This is a genomic window from Streptomyces sp. NPDC001135 (genome assembly GCF_053598395.1).
In genome coordinates, this window is the sequence record NZ_JBSFKD010000002.1 from 108,535 (window position 1) to 127,656 (window position 19,122).

Below are 19,122 nucleotides of genomic sequence, written 5' to 3' on the forward strand. Positions count from 1 at the left end.
TCCTAGCCGTAGACGATGCGGCGCAGCTGCCGGAGCGTCAGCTCGGGCGGTGCCACCGCTCGGTACTTGAGGTCCGTCGAGATCCGTTCGAAGATCTCCGTGTTGACCAGCCCCTGGGCCTGCAGTTCACGGTGACGGCGGCGGACGTAGTCCTCCGTCGACTCGTCGAAGTAGGCGAGCACGTCCTGGATCACCCGCAGCGCCTCACCCCTGGCCAGGGGCGTGGACCGCGTCAGATGATCAACGAGTTCGTCGTGCACCCGGTAGATCCTGGGGTACGGCGCACGGTTTCGCAAGAATCGTGCCCGATTTCGGGCAGGTGCCCGTCGTGAGTGCTGTTGGATCTCTGTTCGCAAGCTGTCCACTCTGTGTCTTGCGTCTCGTTGCCCGGACCCACGAGTTTCGGACGCCATGGACATTCCTCGTATGGGCGTACCCGAGAAGCTGGCCGAGCGCATGAGCATGGCCGAGCAGCACGAGTACCTGCGCGCCAGATTCTCGCGGCGCAACCTGATCAGAGGCGGCGCCGTCACGCTGGGCGCCGTCGCGGGCGGCGCGTTCGTGCCGGGCGCCACCGCACAGGCGGCCGTGCCCACGCAGCGGACGGCGCCCGCCACCGAGACCGTGGACGGCGCCCTCGTCGCCCCCTTCGGCCGCCACCTCGCCTACGGCAACGACCCCCGCACGGAGATGACCGTCTCCTGGCAGGTCCCGGTCGCCGTGAAGAAGCCGTTCATCCGCATCGGCGCCCACCCCTGGGACCTCTCCCGCAGGATCGAGGCCGAGGTCCGCAGCCTCTACACCCCGGCCGGCGTCGGTGCGAGCGGCGACCACACGCAGTACTACCTGCACGCCCAGCTCACCCACCTGCGCCCCGGCAGGACCTACTACTACGGCGTCGGCCACGAGGGCTTCGACCCGGCCGAGCCGCACCTGCTGGGCACCCTGGGCACCTTCACCACCGCCCCCGCCCGCAAGGCGCCGTTCACCTTCACCGCCTTCGGCGACCAGGGCGTCAGCTACCACGCCCTGGCCAACGACAGCCTGATCCTCGGCCAGAACCCGGCCTTCCACCTGCACGCCGGCGACATCGCCTACGGCGACCCGGCCGGCCAGGGCAAGACCACCGACACCGGCTTCGACTCGCGCACCTGGGACCAGTTCCTGTACCAGACCGAGTCGGTCGCCAAGCAGATCCCGTGGATGGTCTCGTACGGCAACCACGACATGGAGGCCTGGTACTCGCCCAACGGCTACGGCGGCGAGGAGGCCCGCTGGACCCTCCCGGACAACGGCCCGGACGCGAAGAACCTGCCCGGTGTCTACTCGTTCGTCCACGGCAACACCGCGGTCATCTCGCTGGACCCGAACGACGTCTCCTTCGAGATCCCGGCGAACCTGGGCATATCCGGTGGAACCCAGACGAAGTGGTTCGAGGTCCAGCTGAAGAAGTACCGGGCCTGTGACGACGTCGACTTCATCGTCGTGTTCTTCCACCACTGCGCGTACTGCACGTCCACGGCGCACGCCTCGGAGGGGGGCGTGCGCCAGGAGTGGGTGCCGCTGTTCGAGAAGTACCAGGTCGACCTGGTCATCAACGGCCACAACCACCAGTACGAGCGCACCGACGTGATCAAGGCCGGCCAGGTCACCAAGAAGCTCCCGATCGGCGGCACCGCCTACCCCGAGACCGAGGGCGTGGTCTACGTCACGGCGGGTGCGGCGGGCCGCAGCCTGTACGCCTTCTCCGCCCCCGACTCCTACGAGGGCCACGAGCACGAGGTGGACTCGGTCGCCTCCTTCATCAACACCAAGGACGGCAAGGTCAACGAGACCGTCACCTGGTCCCGGGTCCGCTACCTCAACTACTCCTTCCTGCGGGTGGACGTCACCCCCGCGCCGAAGGGCCGCCAGACCACCCTGACGGTGTCGGGCATCGCCGAGACCGGCGACCGCATCGACCACTTCACGGTGTCCCGCACGGCGAAGTGAGGATCCGGCGGGCGGTCCTCACATCCGCTTGAGGACCGCCTGCTTGGCCAGGGCGAACTCCTCCTCGGTCAGCACCCCGTCTCGGTGGAGTTCGCCCAGCTCGCGCAGACGGCGCAGCAGGGCGTCGTGGTCGCTCTCGGCGGGCGCCTTGTCGAGCACCGGCACATCCTTTGGCGCCTCCGGCTCCGCCGCGGCGGGATGCGGCAGCCGGGCCTGTACGGCTGCGGCCACCAGCGCCATCAGCGGGTCCTTCTTGAAGCCCCACAGCTCGACCGCGTTCGGGTCGTACTTGGCCGTCGCCGTCGCCGGGGCGCCGCGCACGTGGAAGCGCAGATGCCCGTTCTCCAGCCCGGCCGCCGGCTGCCACTCCACGCCGAGGACTTCCGCGAGCGGAATGGTCCGGGTGCCGACGTTCGCCTTGGCGTTCTCGGTCTTCCAGTTCCACTCCAGCCGCACCCGCTCCCCGTCGAAGCTCGCCATGCCGTCCCCGGCCGCGGCGGACACCGGCAGCGGCGGCCCCGGCAGCAGATAACCGGCGACCGGATCCGGTGAAACACCGTCCAGCAGGAGCGCGTTGCGCACCTCGTCCGCGAAGTACTCGGCGACGCCGTACCGGTCGGACTCCACGGTCAGCTGATACGGGTCGTGCGGCTCGCCGAGCCGGCCGCCGGTGGCCTGTGTCAGCGGATCGGCCCCGTCTCTCAGCCGCAGCCGCAGCCGCCCCGACCTCCGCCCCTGCTCGAAGGAGACACCGGCCAACGCCCCCAGGGGCACGACGAGTTCACCCAGCTCCTGGCGGAGCAGGCTCACGTTCTTGTCCCGGCCCGGGGTGAGCCGCAGGGCATCGCCGTCGAAGGTCCAGGTGCCGTCCTTCTGGATGATTTCCGCCATGGAGGGATTGTTTCACCGGATCTGCGGGAGAGTGGTCTCGACCACATCTGAAGGGAGCGCATGTGAGACGCCCACACAGTACGACTCCCCGCACCACCCGCATCCTCGGATCGCTGCTGCTGGTGGCGGCGGCCGGTGTGTTCACGCTCGGCGCCGCCCCCGCGGCACCCGCGGCGAGGACGGCTGCCCCCACCCCGCTGGACCGGGTGATCCCGGCACCCGCCTCCGTCACGCACGGCGGAACGCCCTACCGCCTCACGCGGGCGACGAGCGTCCGTGTCGACGACTCGGCCGAGGTCCGCCGGATCGGCGCGTATCTCACCGGCATCCTGCGGCCGTCCACCGGCTACCCGCTGCCGCTCGCCGACCACGGCAGCGGAGGCATCCGACTCCACCTGGCCCAGGGCGACTTCGGCGCCGAGGGCTACCGGCTGCACAGCGACGCGGGCGGCGTCACCATCACCGCGAGCGCCCCAGCGGGCCTCTTCCACGGTGTGCAGACCCTGCGTCAGCTCCTCCCGCCCGCCGTCGAGAGGAAAACGGTGCAGACGGGCCCCTGGCAGATCGCCGGCGGCACCGTGGAGGACCACCCCCGCTACTCCTACCGGGGCGCCATGCTGGACGTCTCCCGGCACTTCCTCACCGTCGACCAGGTCAAGCGGTACATCGACCAACTGGCCCTCTACAAGATCAACGAGCTGCATCTGCACCTCAGCGACGACCAGGGCTGGCGCATCGCCCTCGACTCCTGGCCGCGCCTGGCCGCCTACGGCGGCTCCACCGAGGTCGGCGGCGGCACCGGCGGCTACTACACCAAGGCGCAGTACCAGGAGATCATCCGGTACGCGGCCTCCCGCTATCTGGAGGTCGTCCCCGAAATCGACATGCCCGGCCACACCAACGCGGCCCTCGCCTCCTACGCCGAACTCAACTGCGACGGCGTGGCACCCCCGCTGTACACCGGCACGAAGGTCGGCTTCAGCTCGCTGTGCGTGGCCAAGCAGGTCACCTACGACTTCGTGGACGACGTGATCCGGGAGCTGGCCGCCCTCACCCCCGGCCGCTACCTCCACATCGGCGGCGACGAGGCGCACTCCACCAGCCACACCGACTACGTGACGTTCATGGACCGCGTGCAGCCGATCGTCGCCAAGTACGGCAAGACGGTCATCGGCTGGCACCAGCTCACCGGTGCCCACCCGGCCCAGGGGGCCCTCGCCCAGTACTGGGGCCTGGACAGCACCAGCGCGGCGGAGAAGGACCAGGTCGCCAAGGCCGCCCGGAACGGCACCGGCCTGATCCTCTCCCCGGCGGACCGGATCTACCTCGACATGAAGTACACCAAGGACACCAAGCTGGGCCTGGACTGGGCGGGCCTGGTCGAGGTCGAGCGGTCGTACGACTGGAACCCGGGCGCCTACCTCCCGGGCGCCCCGGCTTCGGCCGTCCGGGGCGTGGAGGCGCCCCTGTGGTCGGAGACCCTGAAGAAGTCCGCCGACATCGAGTACATGGCGTTCCCGCGCCTGCCCGGCGCCGCCGAACTGGGCTGGTCCCCGGCGGCCACGCACGACTGGGACACGTACAAGGTCCGACTGGCGGCCCAGGCACCACGCTGGGACGCCCTGGGCATCACCTACTACCGCTCCCCCCAGGTCCCCTGGCCCACGAACTGACCCACACGCCGACGGGCACCCCGCAGGACCGCACTCCGGGGTGCCCGTCGATCTCCGGCCCGTCCGCGGCGAGCTGGAACTCCCCGGCACCTTCGCGCGTTGCGGAAGACGACCTGATCGTTCGACGCGTCAGACGACGGCGGGGTCGCCGTCACGGGGAGTGACCAACCCATGGCCATGGTGGGGCTGTTCTGCATCGTCGGGAGCGACGTGTACCTGGGCGCGAAGCCGTCCGGTCTGGCTCCCGGGGTACGCCTGGTCCCCGAGGGCGTGGTGGCCCTCGGCGACAGGCAGTCCGGCCTCTACCCGTGGGAGGACGTGCAGGCCCTGACGGTGGCGGACGTCCCCGTGAGGTCCCTGAAGCGGCAGGCCGGCGTGGTCAAGGACCTGGCCCTGGGCATGGTGCTGGACGTGGCCCTGTCCGGGGGCGTCGGCCTGACGGGCGAGGACCCGCCCATGATGAGGGTGTGCGTGGAATCGACCGACGGTGACCACGAGTTGACGGCGTACGTCGCCGTGACCGTCGGCTACTCCCAGACGGAGGTCGACCTCTCCCGCTCCCTCCTGTCCCGCCTCACGGAGGGCGCCGCGACGATGGCGACGACGCTGGCGGCCATGTCGGAATGGGGCCGCGCGTGGGAAGGAGGGTCGCCCCGCAAGACGGAGCGGGAGGAGTTGTTGCGGGGGTGGGTGGGCTGACGCCCCGGAAGTGAAGTCCGACGCCGGGCTACAGCTCGTCTCTCAGCCGCGCCCGGGTGTGGCTGTCCAGGCCGTCATGGGGGCCGATGCGGGAGAGTTCGGTGCCGTCGGCGGCCAGGGCCGCGATGACGGGACGGGTCCCGTGGCCGGTGCCGGTGCGGGGAGACGTCCAGACAGCGATGAGCCCGCGCCGCTCGGGAGCCTCGATCCGGCGGGCACCGATGAGGACATGACCCACGTCCGGCCCGAGGCGCACGATGCCGCAACCGATCCACGGGGCTGCGGTGAGGGAGCCAGGAGGGCCGAGGCGGCGGGTGAGGCTGAGGGAGCCCGCGGCGGTGCGGACGTCGAGCACATCGACGTCCGCACCGTCGTCGTCTCCGTCTCCGTCGCCCCAGCCGCCTCCCAGGTACTGCCACCGCTCGTCGTACCACTCCAGCAACTCGGTGTGCTCGCGCGTCCGCCGTGACTTCGGACGCCACAGCATCCAGACCGCCGCGACTGCGGAGGCGGCGTCGACATCGGCCGACACCACGGTCAGCACGCGCCGGGGCATCCACCACGGCTGCGGATCGGCCCTCGCCTGCACCCGCCTCACCACGCCCAGTACGAAGGCCTCCCACCAGGGCCCCGTCCACCCGGCCGCCCGCCATGCCCGCATGTGCCTGTGATACCCGGTGCGCGGGGGCACCAAGCCACGCTCAGAGGCCGGCGATCGGGTTCTTCAGGGTGCCGATGAGCTGGAGGGCGCCCGAGGGGTCGGTCAGGTCCACCATCTGCTTGTTGTTGCGCAGCTGGAGGCGGTTGAGGCAGGACAGGGCGAACTCCGGGGTGAACATGTCGTACTGGCGGAATCTGTCGGCCAGTTCGGGGTTCGCGTCCTGGTACTCGTGGGTGATCTCGGCGACCGTGCCCCAGAAGGCGTCCTCCTCCAGGATTCCCTCGGCGGCCAGGTCGGCGGCGAGGAAGCGGAAGAAGCAGTCGAAGACGTCCGTGAAGACCGACAGCAGCTTCTTGTCGTCCGGGACCTCGGCGCGGATCCGCTGGACGTCCGGCGGCAGGACCGCGTCCGGGTCCATCACCACTATCTCCTCGGCGATGTCCTTGTAGACCGCCCGCTGTACCACCCCGTCCTCCAGCACCAGGATCACGTTCTCGCCGTGCGGCATGAAGACGAGGTCGTAGGCGTAGAAGCTGTGCAGGAGCGGGGTGTAGTAGGCGCGGAGGTAGCGGCGCAGCCACTCCGTCGGGGTGAGGCCCGAGCGGGTGATCAGGGCGCCCGCGAAGGAGGCGCCGGTGTGGTCCACGTGCAGCAGGGAGGCCATGGTGGCCAGGGACTCGCCGTCCTGGAGCGAGGGCACCGGGCTCTCCCGCCACAGTGCGGCCAGCATCTTGCGGTAGGGGGAGTGGCGGTCGGTGGCCTGTTCGTACTCCAGGTGGCGGTAGCCGACCGCCGCGCGTTCCCGGATGATCGACAGGCCCGTCGACTTCAGCACCGGGTCGTCCTCGATCAGCTGGGCCAGCCAGTCGTTGATGGCGGGCGTGGCCTCCATGTAGGCGGCGGACAGGCCGCGCATGAAGCCCATGTTGAGGACGGACAGGGCTGTCTTGACGTAGTGCTTCTCCGGGTGCGAGGTGTTGAAGAAGGTCCGGATGGACTGCTGGGCCAGGTACTCGTCGTCGCCCTCGCCGAGGCAGACCAGGTGCCGGCGGGCCACCTCGGCGGCGAAGGTGACGGACAGCTTGTTCCACCACTGCCAGGGGTGGACGGGGATGAGGAGGTAGTCGGCGGGGTCGAGGCCCTGGGCGGTGAGCCGGCCGTGGAACCGGTCGAGCGTCTCCGTCCCCAGCTCCTGCCGGACGAAGTCCTCGTACGCGATGCCGGCGCCCGCCGTGAACGCGGCCCGCGAGCGGTGCGCGGCCAGCCACACCAGCCGGACGGGGCTCGCGGTCTCGGGGGCGTAGGAGAGGTACTCGTGGATGCCGAACCCGAGCCGGCCGTTGTTCGCGACGAAGCAGGGGTGCCCCTCGGTCATCCCGGTCTCGATCGCCTGGAACCCGCTGCCCGCCAGCTCGGCGGAGGTGATGGGGGGTTTGGTGAGCTTGTAGCAGGTGCCGGAGAGGGTCGAGGAGATCTCCTCCAGGTAGACCGGCAGGATCTCGTCGCTCAGCCCCAGGGACTCCTTCAACTCGATGAAGAAGTCCAGGGCGGCCAACGGGAGTTCACCGCCGTCGCGGTGCCGGGTGAGGGACTCCGCGTCGACCTGCCAGTGGTCGAGGGCGCGCCGGACGGCGGAGAAGCGGTAGGAGGTCAGGCCGTCGTCGCTGCGGACGACATAGCCGTCGCCCTCCTGGGCGGGCGTGATCAGGCGCTCGTGCGCGAACTCGGCGACAGCCTTGCGGATCAGCAGCCGGTTGGCGGTCTCCCAGCGCTCGGGGGAGAGGTGGGCCACGGCGTCGGCGAGGGTCATCGGGCCACCCCCGTCGCGGCGACGAACTGCTCGCGTGTGCAGAAGCTCAGCAGCGCCTCCTTCTCCGGCTTCCGGATCGCCCGGTCGGGCACGAACCCGACGGCTTCGTTCAACGCGTGTACGGCCGTGTTGCGGACGTCGGGTTCGACCACGACGCGCTTGACCGCCGGGTCCTCGAAGAGGTGGGTCATGACCGCGGTGATGACGGACCTGGTGAATCCGTGGACGGGCGTGTCGGTCGCCGGGGTGAGGAAGTGCATGCCGATGTCCCCGGGCCGTGCCTCGTACAGGCCGGCCAGCTCGCGGTGCGCGGGGTCGTACTTCTCCATGAGGAAGGCGGGTGCGCCGCCCCGCAGCCCGAGCAGTGCGTGGTGGTGATCGTCCGCCGCGATCTCCATGTAGGCCCGCTCGACGTCCTCCAGTTTCGCGTCCTGCATCATCCAGAAGGACGCCTTGGGGTGGGTGACCCAGGAGTGCAGGAGTTCGCCGTCCTTCAGCGGATCGACCGTTCGGAAAGTGAAAGTCATACTGCGAACTCCTGGAACGCGATGGTCTTCTCGACCGGGTAGTACTCCGTGCCGAGCAGTTCGCGGATGATGTACGCGTTGCGGTAGGCACCCATGCCCAGGTCGGGGCTGGTGATGCTGTGGGTGTGGACACCGGCGTTCTGCAGGAACACGCCGCGGCCGGTGACGTCGATGGCGTAGTTGCGGGCGACGTCGAAGCGGCCGTGGCCGTCGAAGCGGAGGCGGTCCCGGACCGGGGTGAGGAAGGCGGGGGGCTCGTAGTGGTAGCCGGTGGCCAGCAGCAGGCCCTCCGTGCGGATCTCGAAGTCCTTGTCCTGCTCGTCCTGGTGGAAGCCGAGGGTGTAGGCGCCGTCGTCGTAACGGGCGCTCGTGAGGCTGGAGTTGGTGAGGAGGCGGGTGGGGACCGGACGGTCGCCGCTGACGGCGTTCTTCTGGTAGAGCAAGTCGAAGATCGAGTCGATCAGATCCGAGTTGATGCCCTTGAACAGGCCTTTCTGCTGCTTCTCCAGCCGGTAGCGGGTCTCCTCGGGAAGGGCGCGGAAGTAGTCGATGTAGTCCGGGGAGGTCATCTCCAGGGTCAGTTTGGTGTACTCCAGCGGGAAGAACCGGGGGGAGCGGGTGACCCAGTTGAGCTGGTAGCCGTGGACGTCGATCTCGGCGAGCAGCTCGTGGTAGATCTCGGCCGCGCTCTGGCCGCTGCCGACGATCGTGATGGACTTCTTCGCCTGCAGCTCCGCCTTGCGGTGCATGTACTGGGCGTTGTGCAGGACGGCGTCCCCGCCGAGCCCCTGGCAGGCCGGCGGTACGTAGGGGACCGTGCCGGTGCCGAGGACCAGGTGCCGGGCGCGGTAGACGGCGCCGGAGTCGGTGCGGACGACGTACAGCTCGTCCTCGTAGGCCACCTCGGTGACGGTCGTGTTGAACCGGACGCTGCTGAGCTTGTTCGCCGCCCAGCGGCAGTAGTCGTTGTACTCGGCCCGCAGCGGATAGAAGTTCTCGCGGATGTAGAACGAGTACAGTCTGCCCTTCTCCTTCAGGTAGTTGAGGAAGGAGTACGGCGAGGTCGGGTCGGCGAGGGTGACCAGGTCCGACATGAACGGGGTCTGCAGGTGGGCGCCGTCCAGGAACATTCCGGCGTGCCACTCGAAGTCCGGCTTGGAGTCCAGGAAGACGCCGTGCAGACCGGTGATCGGTTCGGTGAGGCAGGCGAGGCCGAGGTTGAAGGGGCCGAGCCCGATCCCCACGAAGTCATAGGTGGTGTCCAGGGCTTCAGGACGCGCGGTCAAGGGACTCTCCCAGGTACTGCTCGGCGTGGCCGGCGATCAGGTCGAGGACGGCGGCGATGTCGGCCGCCCGTGTCTCGGGGTTGAGCAGGGTGAACTTCAGGTAGTGGCGGCCGGCGACCTTGGTGCCCGCGACCACGGCGTCGCCGGAGGCGAACAGGGCCTTGCGGGCGTAGAGGTTGGCGCGGTCGATCTCGGCCGGGTCGGTGACGGCCGCCGGGATGTAGCGGAAGACCAGGGTGGACAGGGAGGGCTCGACGACGACGTCGTAGCGGGGGTCGGCGGCGAGCAGCCGCCAGCCCTCGGCGGCGAGGTCGCAGACCTCGTCGAAGAGTTCACCGATGCCGTCGGCGCCCATCACCCGCAGGGTCATCCACAGTTTCAGGGCGTCGAAGCGGCGGGTGGTCTGCAGGGACTTGTCCACCTGGTTGGGGATACGTTCCTGCACCATACGGCGGGGGTTGAGGTAGTCGGCGTGGTAGGTGGCGTGCCGCAGGGTGGCCGCGTCCCTGACCAGGACGGCGGACGAACTCACCGGCTGGAAGAAGGACTTGTGGTAGTCGACGGTGACCGAGTCGGCGCGCTCGATGCCGTCGATACGGTGCCGGTACTTCAGGGAGGCGAGCAGCCCGCAGCCGTAGGCCGCGTCGACGTGCATCCACACGGCGTACTGGGCGCACAGTCCGGCGATCTCCGGGAGCGGGTCGACGGAGCCGAAGTCGGTGGTGCCGGCGGTGGCGACGACCGCCATCGGCGCCAGCCCGTCGCGCCGGCAGCGCTCCAGCTCGTGGGCGAGGGCGACGGTCTGCATCCGCTTGTCGCGGTCGACGGGGACGGCGACGACGGAGTCCGGGCCCAGGCCGAGGAGTTTCGCGGACTTCTGCACGCTGAAGTGGCTGACCTCGGAGGCGAAGACCCGCAGGTCGGCCAGGGCGTCGGTCTTGGTCTCCTCCCTCGCCAGCAGCAGCGCCTGGAGGTTGGACTGGGTGCCCCCGGAGGTGAACACACCGTCGGCGGCGGGGCCGAGGCCGATGCGCTCGGCGGTCCAGTCGATGAGCTTGCGCTCGATGAGGGTGCCGCCGGCCGACTGGTCCCAGGTGTCGAGGGAGGAGTTGACCGCGGAGAGGACGGCCTCGCCGAGCACCGCCGGGATGACCACGGGGCAGTTGAGATGGGCGAGGTAGCGGGGGTGGTGGAAGTACACGGCGTCCCGGAGGTAGACGTCCTCCAGTTCGTCGAGGACGGCGGTGGTGTCGCCGAGTGGCCGGTCGAGGTCGATGGCGTCGATCCGGGGGGAGAGGGTGTCCACGGTGACACCGGTGAACGGACGGTCGGTGGTGGCGAGTTTGGCCGCCACCCGCTCGACTCCTTCGGTCACGGAGCTGCGGTAGTGCTCCGCGGTGAGGCCATTGAGCAGGTGCGAGCGCATGTGGGGGTCCTCCGAGGGGACAATCCGTGCGGGGATTTAACTTAGGTTAGCCTAACCTAAGTTATTTGGATCAAGGCATGCCGGACCCGTGACCGGGGTCACTCCAGGGGGAGTTACCCGGCGACCCGCAGCTGTTCCTCGGTCATCCCCTGCCGCCAGTACCCGACGAAGGTCACCCGCCCCCGGTCCACGCCACGTTCGCCGACGAAGTGCCGCCGCAGCGCCTTGACCTGCCCCGACTCACCGGCGATCCACACGTACGGCCGCTCGGCGGCGGGCAGTCGGGCGGCTCGTACGGCATCGACGGCCGTGGGGGACCCGTCGTGCCGTACGAGCCACGTGATCTCCGCGTCCGCCTCCGTGCGCACGTCCTGGATGTCCCCGGCGTGTGGCACCTCCAGCCAGGCGCGGGCGCGGGTGCCGGAGGGGAGGGATTCGAGGATCGCGGTCGCGGCCGGTACGGCGGTCTCGTCGCCCCACAGGACGACGAGGTCGGTGTCCTCGGGCGGGCGGAAGCGGATCGCGCGGTTGTCGGCGACGGCCGGCCCGAGCAGCAGCACCCGGTCACCGGCACTCGCCCGGGAGGCCCAGCGGGAGGCGGGTCCGGCCGGGGTGGGTGCGCCGGGCTCGATGCCGTGCAGGGCGAAGTCGATGTCCATCTCGTCCGGGTCGCGCCTGAGGGCCCGGAGCGTGTACGAGCGCATCACGGCCCGTACGTCGTCCGGCAGTTCCCGCCACCCCTGCCACCAGCCGTCCCCCAGGTCCAGCGGGACCACGGGCTCGGTCTGGCCCGGGTGCGGCAGGAAGAGGGACAGGGACTGGTCGCGTCCGAGGGAGTGGAAGGCGTGCAGATCTGCTCCGCCGAGGGTGACGCGGACGAGCGACGGCCCCAGCCGCCTCGTCCGTACGACCTGCAGGGAAAAGAAGCGGAACGGGGCGGCTACGGCCGTCGTCATGGGTGGCTCCTGAGGGTGGGGTTCAGGGCTGTGTCAGGGGTGTGCCCGGGTCAGCTGACCTTCTTCGCCTTCTCCAGGGCCTCCGCCAGGTTCGTCAGCAGCGGCACGCACTTGTCGTACGACAGGATCGGCTCGGGGGAGCGGGCGATGACCTGCCCGGCCTTCACCGCGGGCAGCTTCTTCCAGGTCGGCTTGGTGATGTCGGCGGGCTGGATCGTCGAGGACCGGTCGTCCATCATGATGATGTCGGCCTGGTACTTGTCGACGTTCTCCCAGCTCAACGACTCGTACCAGCCACCGCCCTGCTTCTTGGCGCTCTCCGGCGGCTCCACGAAGTTCACGCCGAGCGCCTTGAAGTACTCCAGGTCCACGGACAGGTTGGTGCCGGAGACGTAGAACAGCTGGTCGCTCGCGCTGCCGGCCATCACCTTGATGCCGGGCCTGGCCTTGGCGGCGGCGCGCAGCCGGGCGGCGGCGGCCTCGAACCGCTTCCTGGCGTCGGTGACCTTCGCGGCCTTCATGTCGGCGCCGAGCGACTCGGCCAGGTCCCACATGCGCTGCAGCGGCCCGGTGAGCTGACGGTCGTAGACGGAGATGCCCACGCTGGGGGCCAGCTGGGCGATCTTCTTCGTCGACTCCTCGGGGACGTACCAGAGCGTGCCGGCGTCGTCGAACATCGTGGAGACCAGCACGTCGGGCGCGAGCGAGGCGTACTTCTCGATGTTGAACTGGCCGAAGGTGTTGCCGAGGACCGTCACCTTGCTGACGTCCATGTCGCCGGCCTGGACATCGGCCTTGCCGTCCTTGGTCGTCGTCGGGCCGAAGACGCCCTTGACCTGGACGCCGTAGTCGTGGAGCGCGGCGCCGACGCCGGTGAAGGCCACGATGTTCGCGGGGACCCTGTCGCGCTTCACGGCCGTGCCGCGGTCGTCCTTGAAGGACCAGGGGCCGGACGTGGCCGCCTTCGACCCGCTGCCCCCGCCACTGTCCTTGCCCCTGCCGTCCCCGCAGGCGGTGACCGCGGCGGCCAGTCCGACGGCGCCGCCCGCGGCGAGGAGGCCGCGGCGAGTGAGATGGGTGGCACGGGCGTGGGGCATGGGTATGACTGCTTTCGAACGGGGCGAAGCGCCCGCCGGACAGGTTCGAAGGTAGGTTAGCCTAACCTCAGTCGATGTCCAGGGGGTGGGGCGGTCCGCACGCGGAGACGCACGCGGTGGAGCAAGTCGTCCGCCTGGATGCCGCGTTGCCGGCCATCCCCGCACCACGAGGGAACTCGCCCGACGGCTCCGCCTCAGCCGTGCGACCGTCTCCTGCCGTCTCCGGATCCTTCACCGTGCCGGGCTGCTCCCGCGCAGTCACCACTCCCGGCACGTCTTCCACGCCGTCGGGGCGGGGACCGACCGGGAGCGGGGCGTGACGCCCCGCTGCCCGCCGTGATCCCCCAGCAGCCTCGGACGGGTACCTCAGCCCACCAGCCCCAACTCCCGTGCGACCAGCATCCGCTGCACCTCGCTCGTGCCCTCGCCGATCTCCAGGATCTTGGAGTCGCGCCACATGCGGGCCACCGGGTACTCGTTCATGAAGCCGTAGCCGCCGTGGATCTGGGTGGCGTCGCGGGCGTTGTCGACGGCGACGGTGGAGGAGTGGAGCTTGGCCAGGGCCGCCTCCTTCTTGAAGGGCTCGCCCGCGACCAGGCGGGAAGCGGCGTCGCGCCAGGCGAGGCGGGCCGTGTGGGCCTTCATCTCCATGTCGGCGATCTTGAACTGGATGGCCTGGTTGGCGCCGATCGGCCTGCCGAAGGCGTGGCGCTCCTTCGCGTACTTCACCGACTCGTCGACGCAGCCCTGCGCCAGGCCCGTCGCCAGCGCCGCGATCGCGATGCGGCCCTCGTCCAGGATGCGCAGGAACTGGGCGTAGCCGCGGCCCTCCTCGCCCAGGAGGTTGGCGGCCGGGACGCGCACGTCCTGGAACGACAGCTCGCGGGTGTCCGAGGCGTTCCAGCCGACCTTCGAGTAGGGGGCGGCGACCGTGAAGCCCGGGGTGCCGGACGGGACGATGATCGCCGAGATCTGCGGTTTGCCGTCCGGCTTGCGGCCGGTCACGGCGGTCACCGTCACCAGGCCCGTGATGTCCGTGCCCGAGTTGGTGATGAAGCACTTCGTGCCGTTGATCACCCATTCGCCGGTGTCCGGGTCCAGGCGGGCCGTGGTCCGGGTCGCCCCTGCGTCGCTGCCGCCGTCCGGTTCCGTCAGGCCGAACGCGCCGAGGATCTCGCCCGAGCACAGGCGGGGCAGCCACTCGCGCTTCTGCTCGTCCGTGCCGAAGAGATGGATCGGCATGGCGCCCAGGGAGACGCCCGCCTCCAGGGTGATCGCCACCGACGAGTCCACCCGGGCCAGTTCCTCCAGGGCGATGCCGAGGGCCAGATAGTCGCCGCCCATGCCGCCGTACTCCTCCGGGAACGGCAGCCCGAACAGGCCCATGCGGCCCATCTCGCGGACGATCTCGTACGGGAACTCGTGCCGCTCGTAGAAGTCGCCGATCTTCGGCGCCACCACGTCGTGCGCGAACTCCTCCACCGTACGGCGGAGTTCCTCCAGCTCGGGGCTGAGACGGTGGTCCATGCTGATCACTGGTCCTTGTGGGAGAGAGCGCGGACGGTACGGGACGGGCTGGGCCGGTCCAGATGGGCGGCCATCCACACGCTGGTGGCGGTGAGACGGCCGAGGTCGACGCCGGTCTCGATGCCGAGGCCGTGCAGCATCCAGACGAGGTCCTCGGTGGCGAGGTTGCCGGTGGCGGACTTGGCGTACGGGCAGCCGCCGAGCCCGCCGGCCGAGGCGTCGATCGTGGTCACCCCGTGCTGCAGGGCCGCATAGGTGTTGGCGAGCGCCTGGCCGTAGGTGTCGTGGAAGTGCACGCCGATCACGTTGGTCGGCACGCCCTTCTCGTTGAGCAGGTTGAGCAGTTCGAGCACATGGCCCGGCGTGGCCACGCCGATCGTGTCGCCGAGGCTCAGCTCGTCGCAGCCCATGTCCCTGAGGGCCGTGCAGACACGGGCCACCTGGTGGAGGGGGACCGCCCCCTCCCAGGGGTCGCCGAAGCACATGGAGACATAGCCGCGTACGTGCGCGCCCGCGTCCTTCGCCTGCCGGACCACCGGCTCGAACACGGCCAGCGACTCGTCCAGCGTGCGGTTGAGGTTGGCCTTCGCGAAGGACTCGGTGGCGCTGGCGAACACCGCGATCCGGCGGGCGCCGAGTGCGAGGGCACGGTCCAGGCCACGCTGGTTCGGCACCAGGACGGGCAGGTCCACACCGAGATCGGCGACCTGCCGGAACAGGTGCTCGGCGTCGGCCAGCTGGGGCACCCACCTGGGGTGCACGAAACTCGTCGCCTCGATCGTCGTCAGGCCCGCGTCGGCCAGGCGGCGGATGAACTCCGCCTTCACCGACGTCGGTACGGCCATCTTCTCGTTCTGCAGCCCGTCCCGCGCGCCGACCTCGTGGATCCGCACCCGAGCGGGCAGGGCGGCGGCCGGTACGACCATGGGCAGTCCGTCGGCGGTCACTCCGCCACCTCCCCTTCCTCGTCGTGTGGTGCGATCACGGCGAGCACCTGGTCCATGGCGACCGTCGTGCCCGGCGTCACGTCCAGCTCGGCGACCGTGCCGGCGTGCGGGGCGGAGATGACGTGCTCCATCTTCATCGCCTCGACCACCAGCAGGCTCTGGCCCGCGGCCACTTCATCGCCGACCGCGACCTTCACGACGGTCACCGTCCCGGGCATGGGCGCGGTCAGCGAGTCCGCGCCCGCGTGCCCGGACCGGGTGAGGGATGCGGCGACCGGGTCGTGGTCGTGCACGTGCCAGGTGTCGCCGTCCCGGCCGATCCAGTCACCGGCCCGGTGGAAGGCGTGGCGGACGCCGTCCAGGGTGACGCTCACCCGGTCGTCGGTGACGGTGTGGGTGCCCCGGGGGGTGTACGTCACCGGTTCCTGCACCCGGAGGTGGAAGGCGGGCGGCTTCGGGGTGCCGCCGAGCCGCCATCCGCTCGGCACCGAGAACGGGTCGGTCCAGCCCTCCGCACGGGGCTTCAGCGCCTCCAGGCGCACGGCGGCCGCCGCCTCGTACACCGCCTCCGGCACGTCGGCGGGGACCAGCTCGTCCACCACCCGCTCCACGAGCCCCGTGTCCAACTCGCCCGCCACGACCGCCGGATGCGCCAGCAGCCGGCGCAGGAAGCCCGCGTTGGTCTGCACCCCCAGCGTGACCGTCTCCGCCAGTGCCACCCGGAGCCTTCTGAGCGCCGTCGCCCGGTCGGGGCCGTGGGCGATCACCTTGGACACCATCGGGTCGTACAGGCTGCCCACCTCGGTGCCCTCGCTGAGCCCGGAGTCGGTGCGCACGCCGTCGCCCTGCGGCTCCTCCAGGAGCAGGACGGTGCCACCGGAGGGCAGGAAGCCGCGTGCGGGGTCCTCCGCGCAGATGCGGGCCTCCACCGCGTGCCCGGTCAGCCGCACGTCCTCCTGCCCGAAGCCGAGCCGCTCCCCGGCGGCGACCCGCAGCTGCCACTCCACCAGGTCGAGTCCGGTCACCAACTCGGTGACCGGGTGCTCCACCTGGAGACGGGTGTTCATCTCCATGAAGTAGTACTGCGTCGGGTCCCCGCCCGGCACGATGAACTCCACCGTGCCCGCGCCCCGGTACCCGCAGGACCGGGCCGCCTGCACGGCCGCCTCGCCCATCGCCGCGCGGGTCCGCTCGTCCAGCAGGACCGACGGCGCCTCTTCGATGATCTTCTGGTGCCGCCGCTGGAGCGAGCACTCGCGCTCGCCGAGGTGGACGACGTTGCCGTGGCCGTCGGCCAGGACCTGGATCTCGATGTGCCGGGGCCGGTCGACCCACCGCTCCACCAGCAGGGTGTCGTCGCCGAAGGAGGCGCGGGCCTCACGGCGGGCGGCGGCGATCTCCTCCTCCAGCACGGCCATGTCCCGCACCAGCCGCATGCCCTTGCCGCCGCCCCCGGCGGAGGGCTTGAGCAGCACGGGCGCGCCCAGCGCGCGGGCGGCCTCGGCGAGCTCGGGGTCCCGGCCTCCCGGCACCACCGGAACCCCGGCGGCCTGCACCGTCTCCTTGGCGCGGATCTTGTCGCCCATGAGCGCGATGGCGTCCGCCGACGGGCCGATGAAGACGAGCCCCGCCTCCTCGCAGGCGCGCGCGAAGCCCGCGTTCTCGGCGAGGAAGCCGTACCCGGGGTGGACGGCCTGGGCGCCGGTGCGGGCGGCGGCGTCCAGGAGGCGGTCGATGGACAGATAGCTCTCGGCGGCAGGCGCGGGCCCGATCCGTACCGCCGTGTCGGCCTCCCGGACGTGCCGCGCGTCCGCGTCGGCGTCGGAGAAGACCGCCACCGAGCGCACGCCCAGCGAGCGGAGCGTACGGATGACGCGTACGGCGATCTCGCCCCGGTTGGCGACCAGCACTGTGTCGAACACGGTTCCCCTCCTCACATCCGGAAGACGCCGAACTGGGGCTCTCCCAGAGGCGCGTTGGCGCAGGCCGTCAGGGCGAGTCCGAGGACCTGACGGGTTTCCAGCGGGTCGATCACGCCGTCGTCCCAGAGGCGGGCGGTGGCGTAGTAGGCGTTGCCCTGGCGCTCGTACTGCGCGCGGATCGGCGCCTTGAAGGCCTCCTCGTCCTCGGCGGGCCACTCCTCGCCGCGCGCTTCCAGCTGGTCGCGCTTGACCGTGGCGAGGACGGACGCCGCCTGCTCGCCGCCCATGACGGAGATCTTGGCGTTGGGCCACATCCACAGGAAGCGGGGGGAGTAGGCCCGGCCGCACATCGAGTAGTTGCCCGCGCCGTACGACCCGCCGACCACCACGGTCAGCTTCGGTACGCGCGTGCACGCCACCGCCGTCACCATCTTGGCGCCGTGCTTGGCGATGCCGCCCGCCTCGTAGTCCTTGCCGACCATGAACCCCGAGATGTTCTGCAGGAACACCAGCGGGATTCCGCGCTGGTCGCACAGCTCGATGAAGTGGGCGCCCTTCTGGGCGGACTCGGAGAAGAGGATGCCGTTGTTGGCGACGATGCCGACCGGGTGGCCGTGGATGTGCGCGAAGCCGGTGACGAGCGTCTGCCCGAACTCGGCCTTGAACTCGGCGAACCGGGAGCCGTCGACCACGCGCGCGATGATCTCGCGGACGTCGTAGGGGGTGCGGGAGTCGACCGGGACGGCGCCGTACAGCCCGTACGGATCCGCCTTCGGCTCGACCGTCGGCCGCACCGCCCAGGGCAGGGACCGCCGGGCCGGGAGCGTGGCGACGATGTTCCGGACGATCCTGAGGGCGTGCGCGTCGTCCTCGGCGAGGTGGTCGGTGACCCCGGAGACCCGGGAGTGGACCTCGCCGCCGCCCAGCTCCTCCGCCGTGACGACCTCACCGGTGGCGGCCTTCACGAGCGGCGGGCCGCCGAGGAAGATCGTCCCCTGGTTGCGGACGATCACGGCCTCGTCGCTCATCGCCGGGACGTACGCCCCGCCGGCCGTGCACGAGCCGAGGACGGCCGCGATCTGCGGGATCCCGGCGCCGGACATCCGGGCCTGGTTGTAGAAGATCCGCCCGAAGTGGTCCCGGTCGGGGAAGACCTCGTCCTGCATCGGCAGGAAGGCGCCACCGGAGTCGACCAGGTACACGCACGGCAGCCGGTTGTCGAGGGCCACCTCCTGGGCGCGCAGGTGCTTCTTCACGGTCATCGGGTAGTACGTGCCGCCCTTGACCGTGGCGTCGTTCGCGACGATCACGCACTCACGTCCGCTGACCCGGCCGATCCCGGCGATCACCCCGGCCGCCGGGGCCTGGCCGTCGTACATCCCGTCGGCCGCGAGGGGAGCCAGCTCCAGGAACGGCGACCCGGGGTCGAGCAGCGTGTCCACCCTGTCCCTCGGCAGCAGCTTGCCGCGCGCGGTGTGCCGGGCCCGCGCCTTCTCACCGCCGCCGAGCGCCGCCGCGGCCAGCTTGCCGCGCAGCTCCTCGACGAGCGCGAGATGAGCCTGTTCATTGGCCCGCCAGGCCTCCGACGCGGGATCTGCCGCGCTCCGGAGCTCCGGTGCCTCCTGCATCCTGCGGTCCCCTCACCGGTGATCGAACCAGTCGGTCGAACGAGTTAATGAGCGTTAACCATCTCCTTCAGGTTAACGAC

At 70.4% G+C, this 19,122-nt stretch carries 17 protein-coding genes; 4 read left to right on the top strand and 13 right to left on the bottom strand.

What is annotated here, in order from left to right:
* Nucleotides 1-2: 2 nt before the first annotated feature.
* Complete coding sequence (locus tag ACWC94_RS03550) at nucleotides 3-260, bottom strand: hypothetical protein (RefSeq protein ID WP_450794708.1); 258 nt, start codon at nucleotides 258-260, stop codon at nucleotides 3-5.
* A 166-nt stretch (nucleotides 261-426) separates the two neighbouring features.
* On the opposite strand from ACWC94_RS03550, the gene ACWC94_RS03555 reads away from it, so the two are divergent.
* Complete coding sequence (locus ACWC94_RS03555; protein WP_450794709.1) at nucleotides 427-1,992, top strand: fibronectin type III domain-containing protein; 1,566 nt, start codon at nucleotides 427-429, stop codon at nucleotides 1,990-1,992.
* Nucleotides 1,993-2,010: 18 nt separating this feature from the next.
* On the opposite strand, the gene ACWC94_RS03560 is transcribed toward ACWC94_RS03555, so the two are convergent.
* Nucleotides 2,011-2,883 carry a DUF4429 domain-containing protein gene (locus ACWC94_RS03560; RefSeq protein WP_450794710.1) on the bottom strand — a complete coding sequence of 291 codons (873 nt, stop codon included), beginning with the start codon at nucleotides 2,881-2,883 and terminating at the stop codon, nucleotides 2,011-2,013.
* A 62-nt stretch (nucleotides 2,884-2,945) separates the two neighbouring features.
* Between ACWC94_RS03560 and ACWC94_RS03565 the strand changes: the two genes are divergently transcribed.
* Both ACWC94_RS03565 and ACWC94_RS03570 read left to right on the top strand, forming a co-directional pair.
* The gene (locus ACWC94_RS03565) at nucleotides 2,946-4,556 is read left to right on the top strand and encodes a beta-N-acetylhexosaminidase (protein WP_450794711.1); all 1,611 of its coding nucleotides are present in this window, start codon (nucleotides 2,946-2,948) and stop codon (nucleotides 4,554-4,556) included.
* 171 nt (nucleotides 4,557-4,727) lie between these two features.
* A complete protein-coding gene (locus tag ACWC94_RS03570) occupies nucleotides 4,728-5,255 on the top strand; it encodes a hypothetical protein (RefSeq protein ID WP_450794712.1) in 528 nt (175 codons plus the stop codon).
* A 28-nt stretch (nucleotides 5,256-5,283) separates the two neighbouring features.
* Here ACWC94_RS03570 and ACWC94_RS03575 read toward each other — a convergent pair whose 3' ends face one another.
* The 7 genes from ACWC94_RS03575 to ACWC94_RS03605 all read right to left on the bottom strand — a co-directional run bounded on the left by ACWC94_RS03575 (nucleotide 5,284) and on the right by ACWC94_RS03605 (nucleotide 13,018).
* On the bottom strand, nucleotides 5,284-5,916 hold the full coding sequence (locus tag ACWC94_RS03575) for a hypothetical protein (protein ID WP_450794713.1): 633 nt from the start codon (nucleotides 5,914-5,916) through the stop codon (nucleotides 5,284-5,286).
* Between the two features lie 40 nt (nucleotides 5,917-5,956).
* Nucleotides 5,957-7,726, bottom strand: a complete 1,770-nt coding sequence (locus ACWC94_RS03580) for an IucA/IucC family protein (protein ID WP_450794714.1) — start codon at nucleotides 7,724-7,726, stop codon at nucleotides 5,957-5,959.
* On the bottom strand, nucleotides 7,723-8,253 hold the full coding sequence (locus ACWC94_RS03585) for a GNAT family N-acetyltransferase (RefSeq protein ID WP_450794715.1): 531 nt from the start codon (nucleotides 8,251-8,253) through the stop codon (nucleotides 7,723-7,725). The genes ACWC94_RS03580 and ACWC94_RS03585 overlap by 4 nt, the downstream gene beginning before the upstream one ends.
* On the bottom strand, nucleotides 8,250-9,539 hold the full coding sequence (locus ACWC94_RS03590) for a lysine N(6)-hydroxylase/L-ornithine N(5)-oxygenase family protein (RefSeq protein ID WP_450794716.1): 1,290 nt from the start codon (nucleotides 9,537-9,539) through the stop codon (nucleotides 8,250-8,252). Before ACWC94_RS03590 ends, ACWC94_RS03585 begins: the two co-directional genes overlap by 4 nt.
* Nucleotides 9,523-10,965: a lysine decarboxylase DesA gene (desA, locus tag ACWC94_RS03595; RefSeq protein ID WP_450794717.1), complete on the bottom strand. Its 1,443-nt coding sequence runs from the start codon at nucleotides 10,963-10,965 to the stop codon at nucleotides 9,523-9,525. Before desA ends, ACWC94_RS03590 begins: the two co-directional genes overlap by 17 nt.
* Nucleotides 10,966-11,078: 113 nt before the next feature.
* Nucleotides 11,079-11,921, bottom strand: a complete 843-nt coding sequence (locus tag ACWC94_RS03600) for a siderophore-interacting protein (protein WP_450794718.1) — start codon at nucleotides 11,919-11,921, stop codon at nucleotides 11,079-11,081.
* A 50-nt stretch (nucleotides 11,922-11,971) separates the two neighbouring features.
* Nucleotides 11,972-13,018, bottom strand: coding sequence for an ABC transporter substrate-binding protein (locus tag ACWC94_RS03605; protein WP_450794719.1), 1,047 nt, complete (start codon nucleotides 13,016-13,018; stop codon nucleotides 11,972-11,974).
* An 85-nt stretch (nucleotides 13,019-13,103) separates the two neighbouring features.
* Between ACWC94_RS03605 and ACWC94_RS03610 the strand changes: the two genes are divergently transcribed.
* On the top strand, nucleotides 13,104-13,358 hold the full coding sequence (locus ACWC94_RS03610) for a helix-turn-helix domain-containing protein (RefSeq protein WP_450794720.1): 255 nt from the start codon (nucleotides 13,104-13,106) through the stop codon (nucleotides 13,356-13,358).
* A 26-nt stretch (nucleotides 13,359-13,384) separates the two neighbouring features.
* On the opposite strand, the gene ACWC94_RS03615 is transcribed toward ACWC94_RS03610, so the two are convergent.
* Genes ACWC94_RS03615 through ACWC94_RS03630 form a run of 4 tightly spaced genes read right to left on the bottom strand, consistent with a single transcriptional unit; the run spans nucleotide 13,385 to nucleotide 19,042 of the window.
* Nucleotides 13,385-14,545, bottom strand: coding sequence for an acyl-CoA dehydrogenase family protein (locus tag ACWC94_RS03615; protein ID WP_450794721.1), 1,161 nt, complete (start codon nucleotides 14,543-14,545; stop codon nucleotides 13,385-13,387).
* 5 nt (nucleotides 14,546-14,550) lie between these two features.
* Nucleotides 14,551-15,492 carry a hydroxymethylglutaryl-CoA lyase gene (locus ACWC94_RS03620; protein ID WP_450794722.1) on the bottom strand — a complete coding sequence of 314 codons (942 nt, stop codon included), beginning with the start codon at nucleotides 15,490-15,492 and terminating at the stop codon, nucleotides 14,551-14,553.
* Nucleotides 15,489-17,414 carry an acetyl/propionyl/methylcrotonyl-CoA carboxylase subunit alpha gene (locus ACWC94_RS03625; RefSeq protein ID WP_450794723.1) on the bottom strand — a complete coding sequence of 642 codons (1,926 nt, stop codon included), beginning with the start codon at nucleotides 17,412-17,414 and terminating at the stop codon, nucleotides 15,489-15,491. The genes ACWC94_RS03620 and ACWC94_RS03625 overlap by 4 nt, the downstream gene beginning before the upstream one ends.
* A gap of 11 nt (nucleotides 17,415-17,425) precedes the next feature.
* Nucleotides 17,426-19,042, bottom strand: a complete 1,617-nt coding sequence (locus ACWC94_RS03630; protein WP_450794724.1) for a carboxyl transferase domain-containing protein — start codon at nucleotides 19,040-19,042, stop codon at nucleotides 17,426-17,428.
* Nucleotides 19,043-19,122 lie beyond the last annotated feature (80 nt).

Coding starts and splice junctions, on each gene's coding strand:
- ACWC94_RS03560 (WP_450794710.1), bottom strand. CDS start 2,883: ATGGCGGAAATCATCCAGAAGGACGGCACCTGGACCTTCGACGGCGAT.
- ACWC94_RS03575 (WP_450794713.1), bottom strand. CDS start 5,916: ATGCGGGCATGGCGGGCGGCCGGGTGGACGGGGCCCTGGTGGGAGGCC.
- ACWC94_RS03555 (WP_450794709.1), top strand. CDS start 427: ATGGGCGTACCCGAGAAGCTGGCCGAGCGCATGAGCATGGCCGAGCAG.
- ACWC94_RS03580 (WP_450794714.1), bottom strand. CDS start 7,726: ATGACCCTCGCCGACGCCGTGGCCCACCTCTCCCCCGAGCGCTGGGAG.
- ACWC94_RS03630 (WP_450794724.1), bottom strand. CDS start 19,042: ATGCAGGAGGCACCGGAGCTCCGGAGCGCGGCAGATCCCGCGTCGGAG.
- desA (WP_450794717.1), bottom strand. CDS start 10,965: ATGCGCTCGCACCTGCTCAATGGCCTCACCGCGGAGCACTACCGCAGC.
- ACWC94_RS03585 (WP_450794715.1), bottom strand. CDS start 8,253: ATGACTTTCACTTTCCGAACGGTCGATCCGCTGAAGGACGGCGAACTC.
- ACWC94_RS03605 (WP_450794719.1), bottom strand. CDS start 13,018: ATGCCCCACGCCCGTGCCACCCATCTCACTCGCCGCGGCCTCCTCGCC.
- ACWC94_RS03570 (WP_450794712.1), top strand. CDS start 4,728: ATGGCCATGGTGGGGCTGTTCTGCATCGTCGGGAGCGACGTGTACCTG.
- ACWC94_RS03600 (WP_450794718.1), bottom strand. CDS start 11,921: ATGACGACGGCCGTAGCCGCCCCGTTCCGCTTCTTTTCCCTGCAGGTC.
- ACWC94_RS03615 (WP_450794721.1), bottom strand. CDS start 14,545: ATGGACCACCGTCTCAGCCCCGAGCTGGAGGAACTCCGCCGTACGGTG.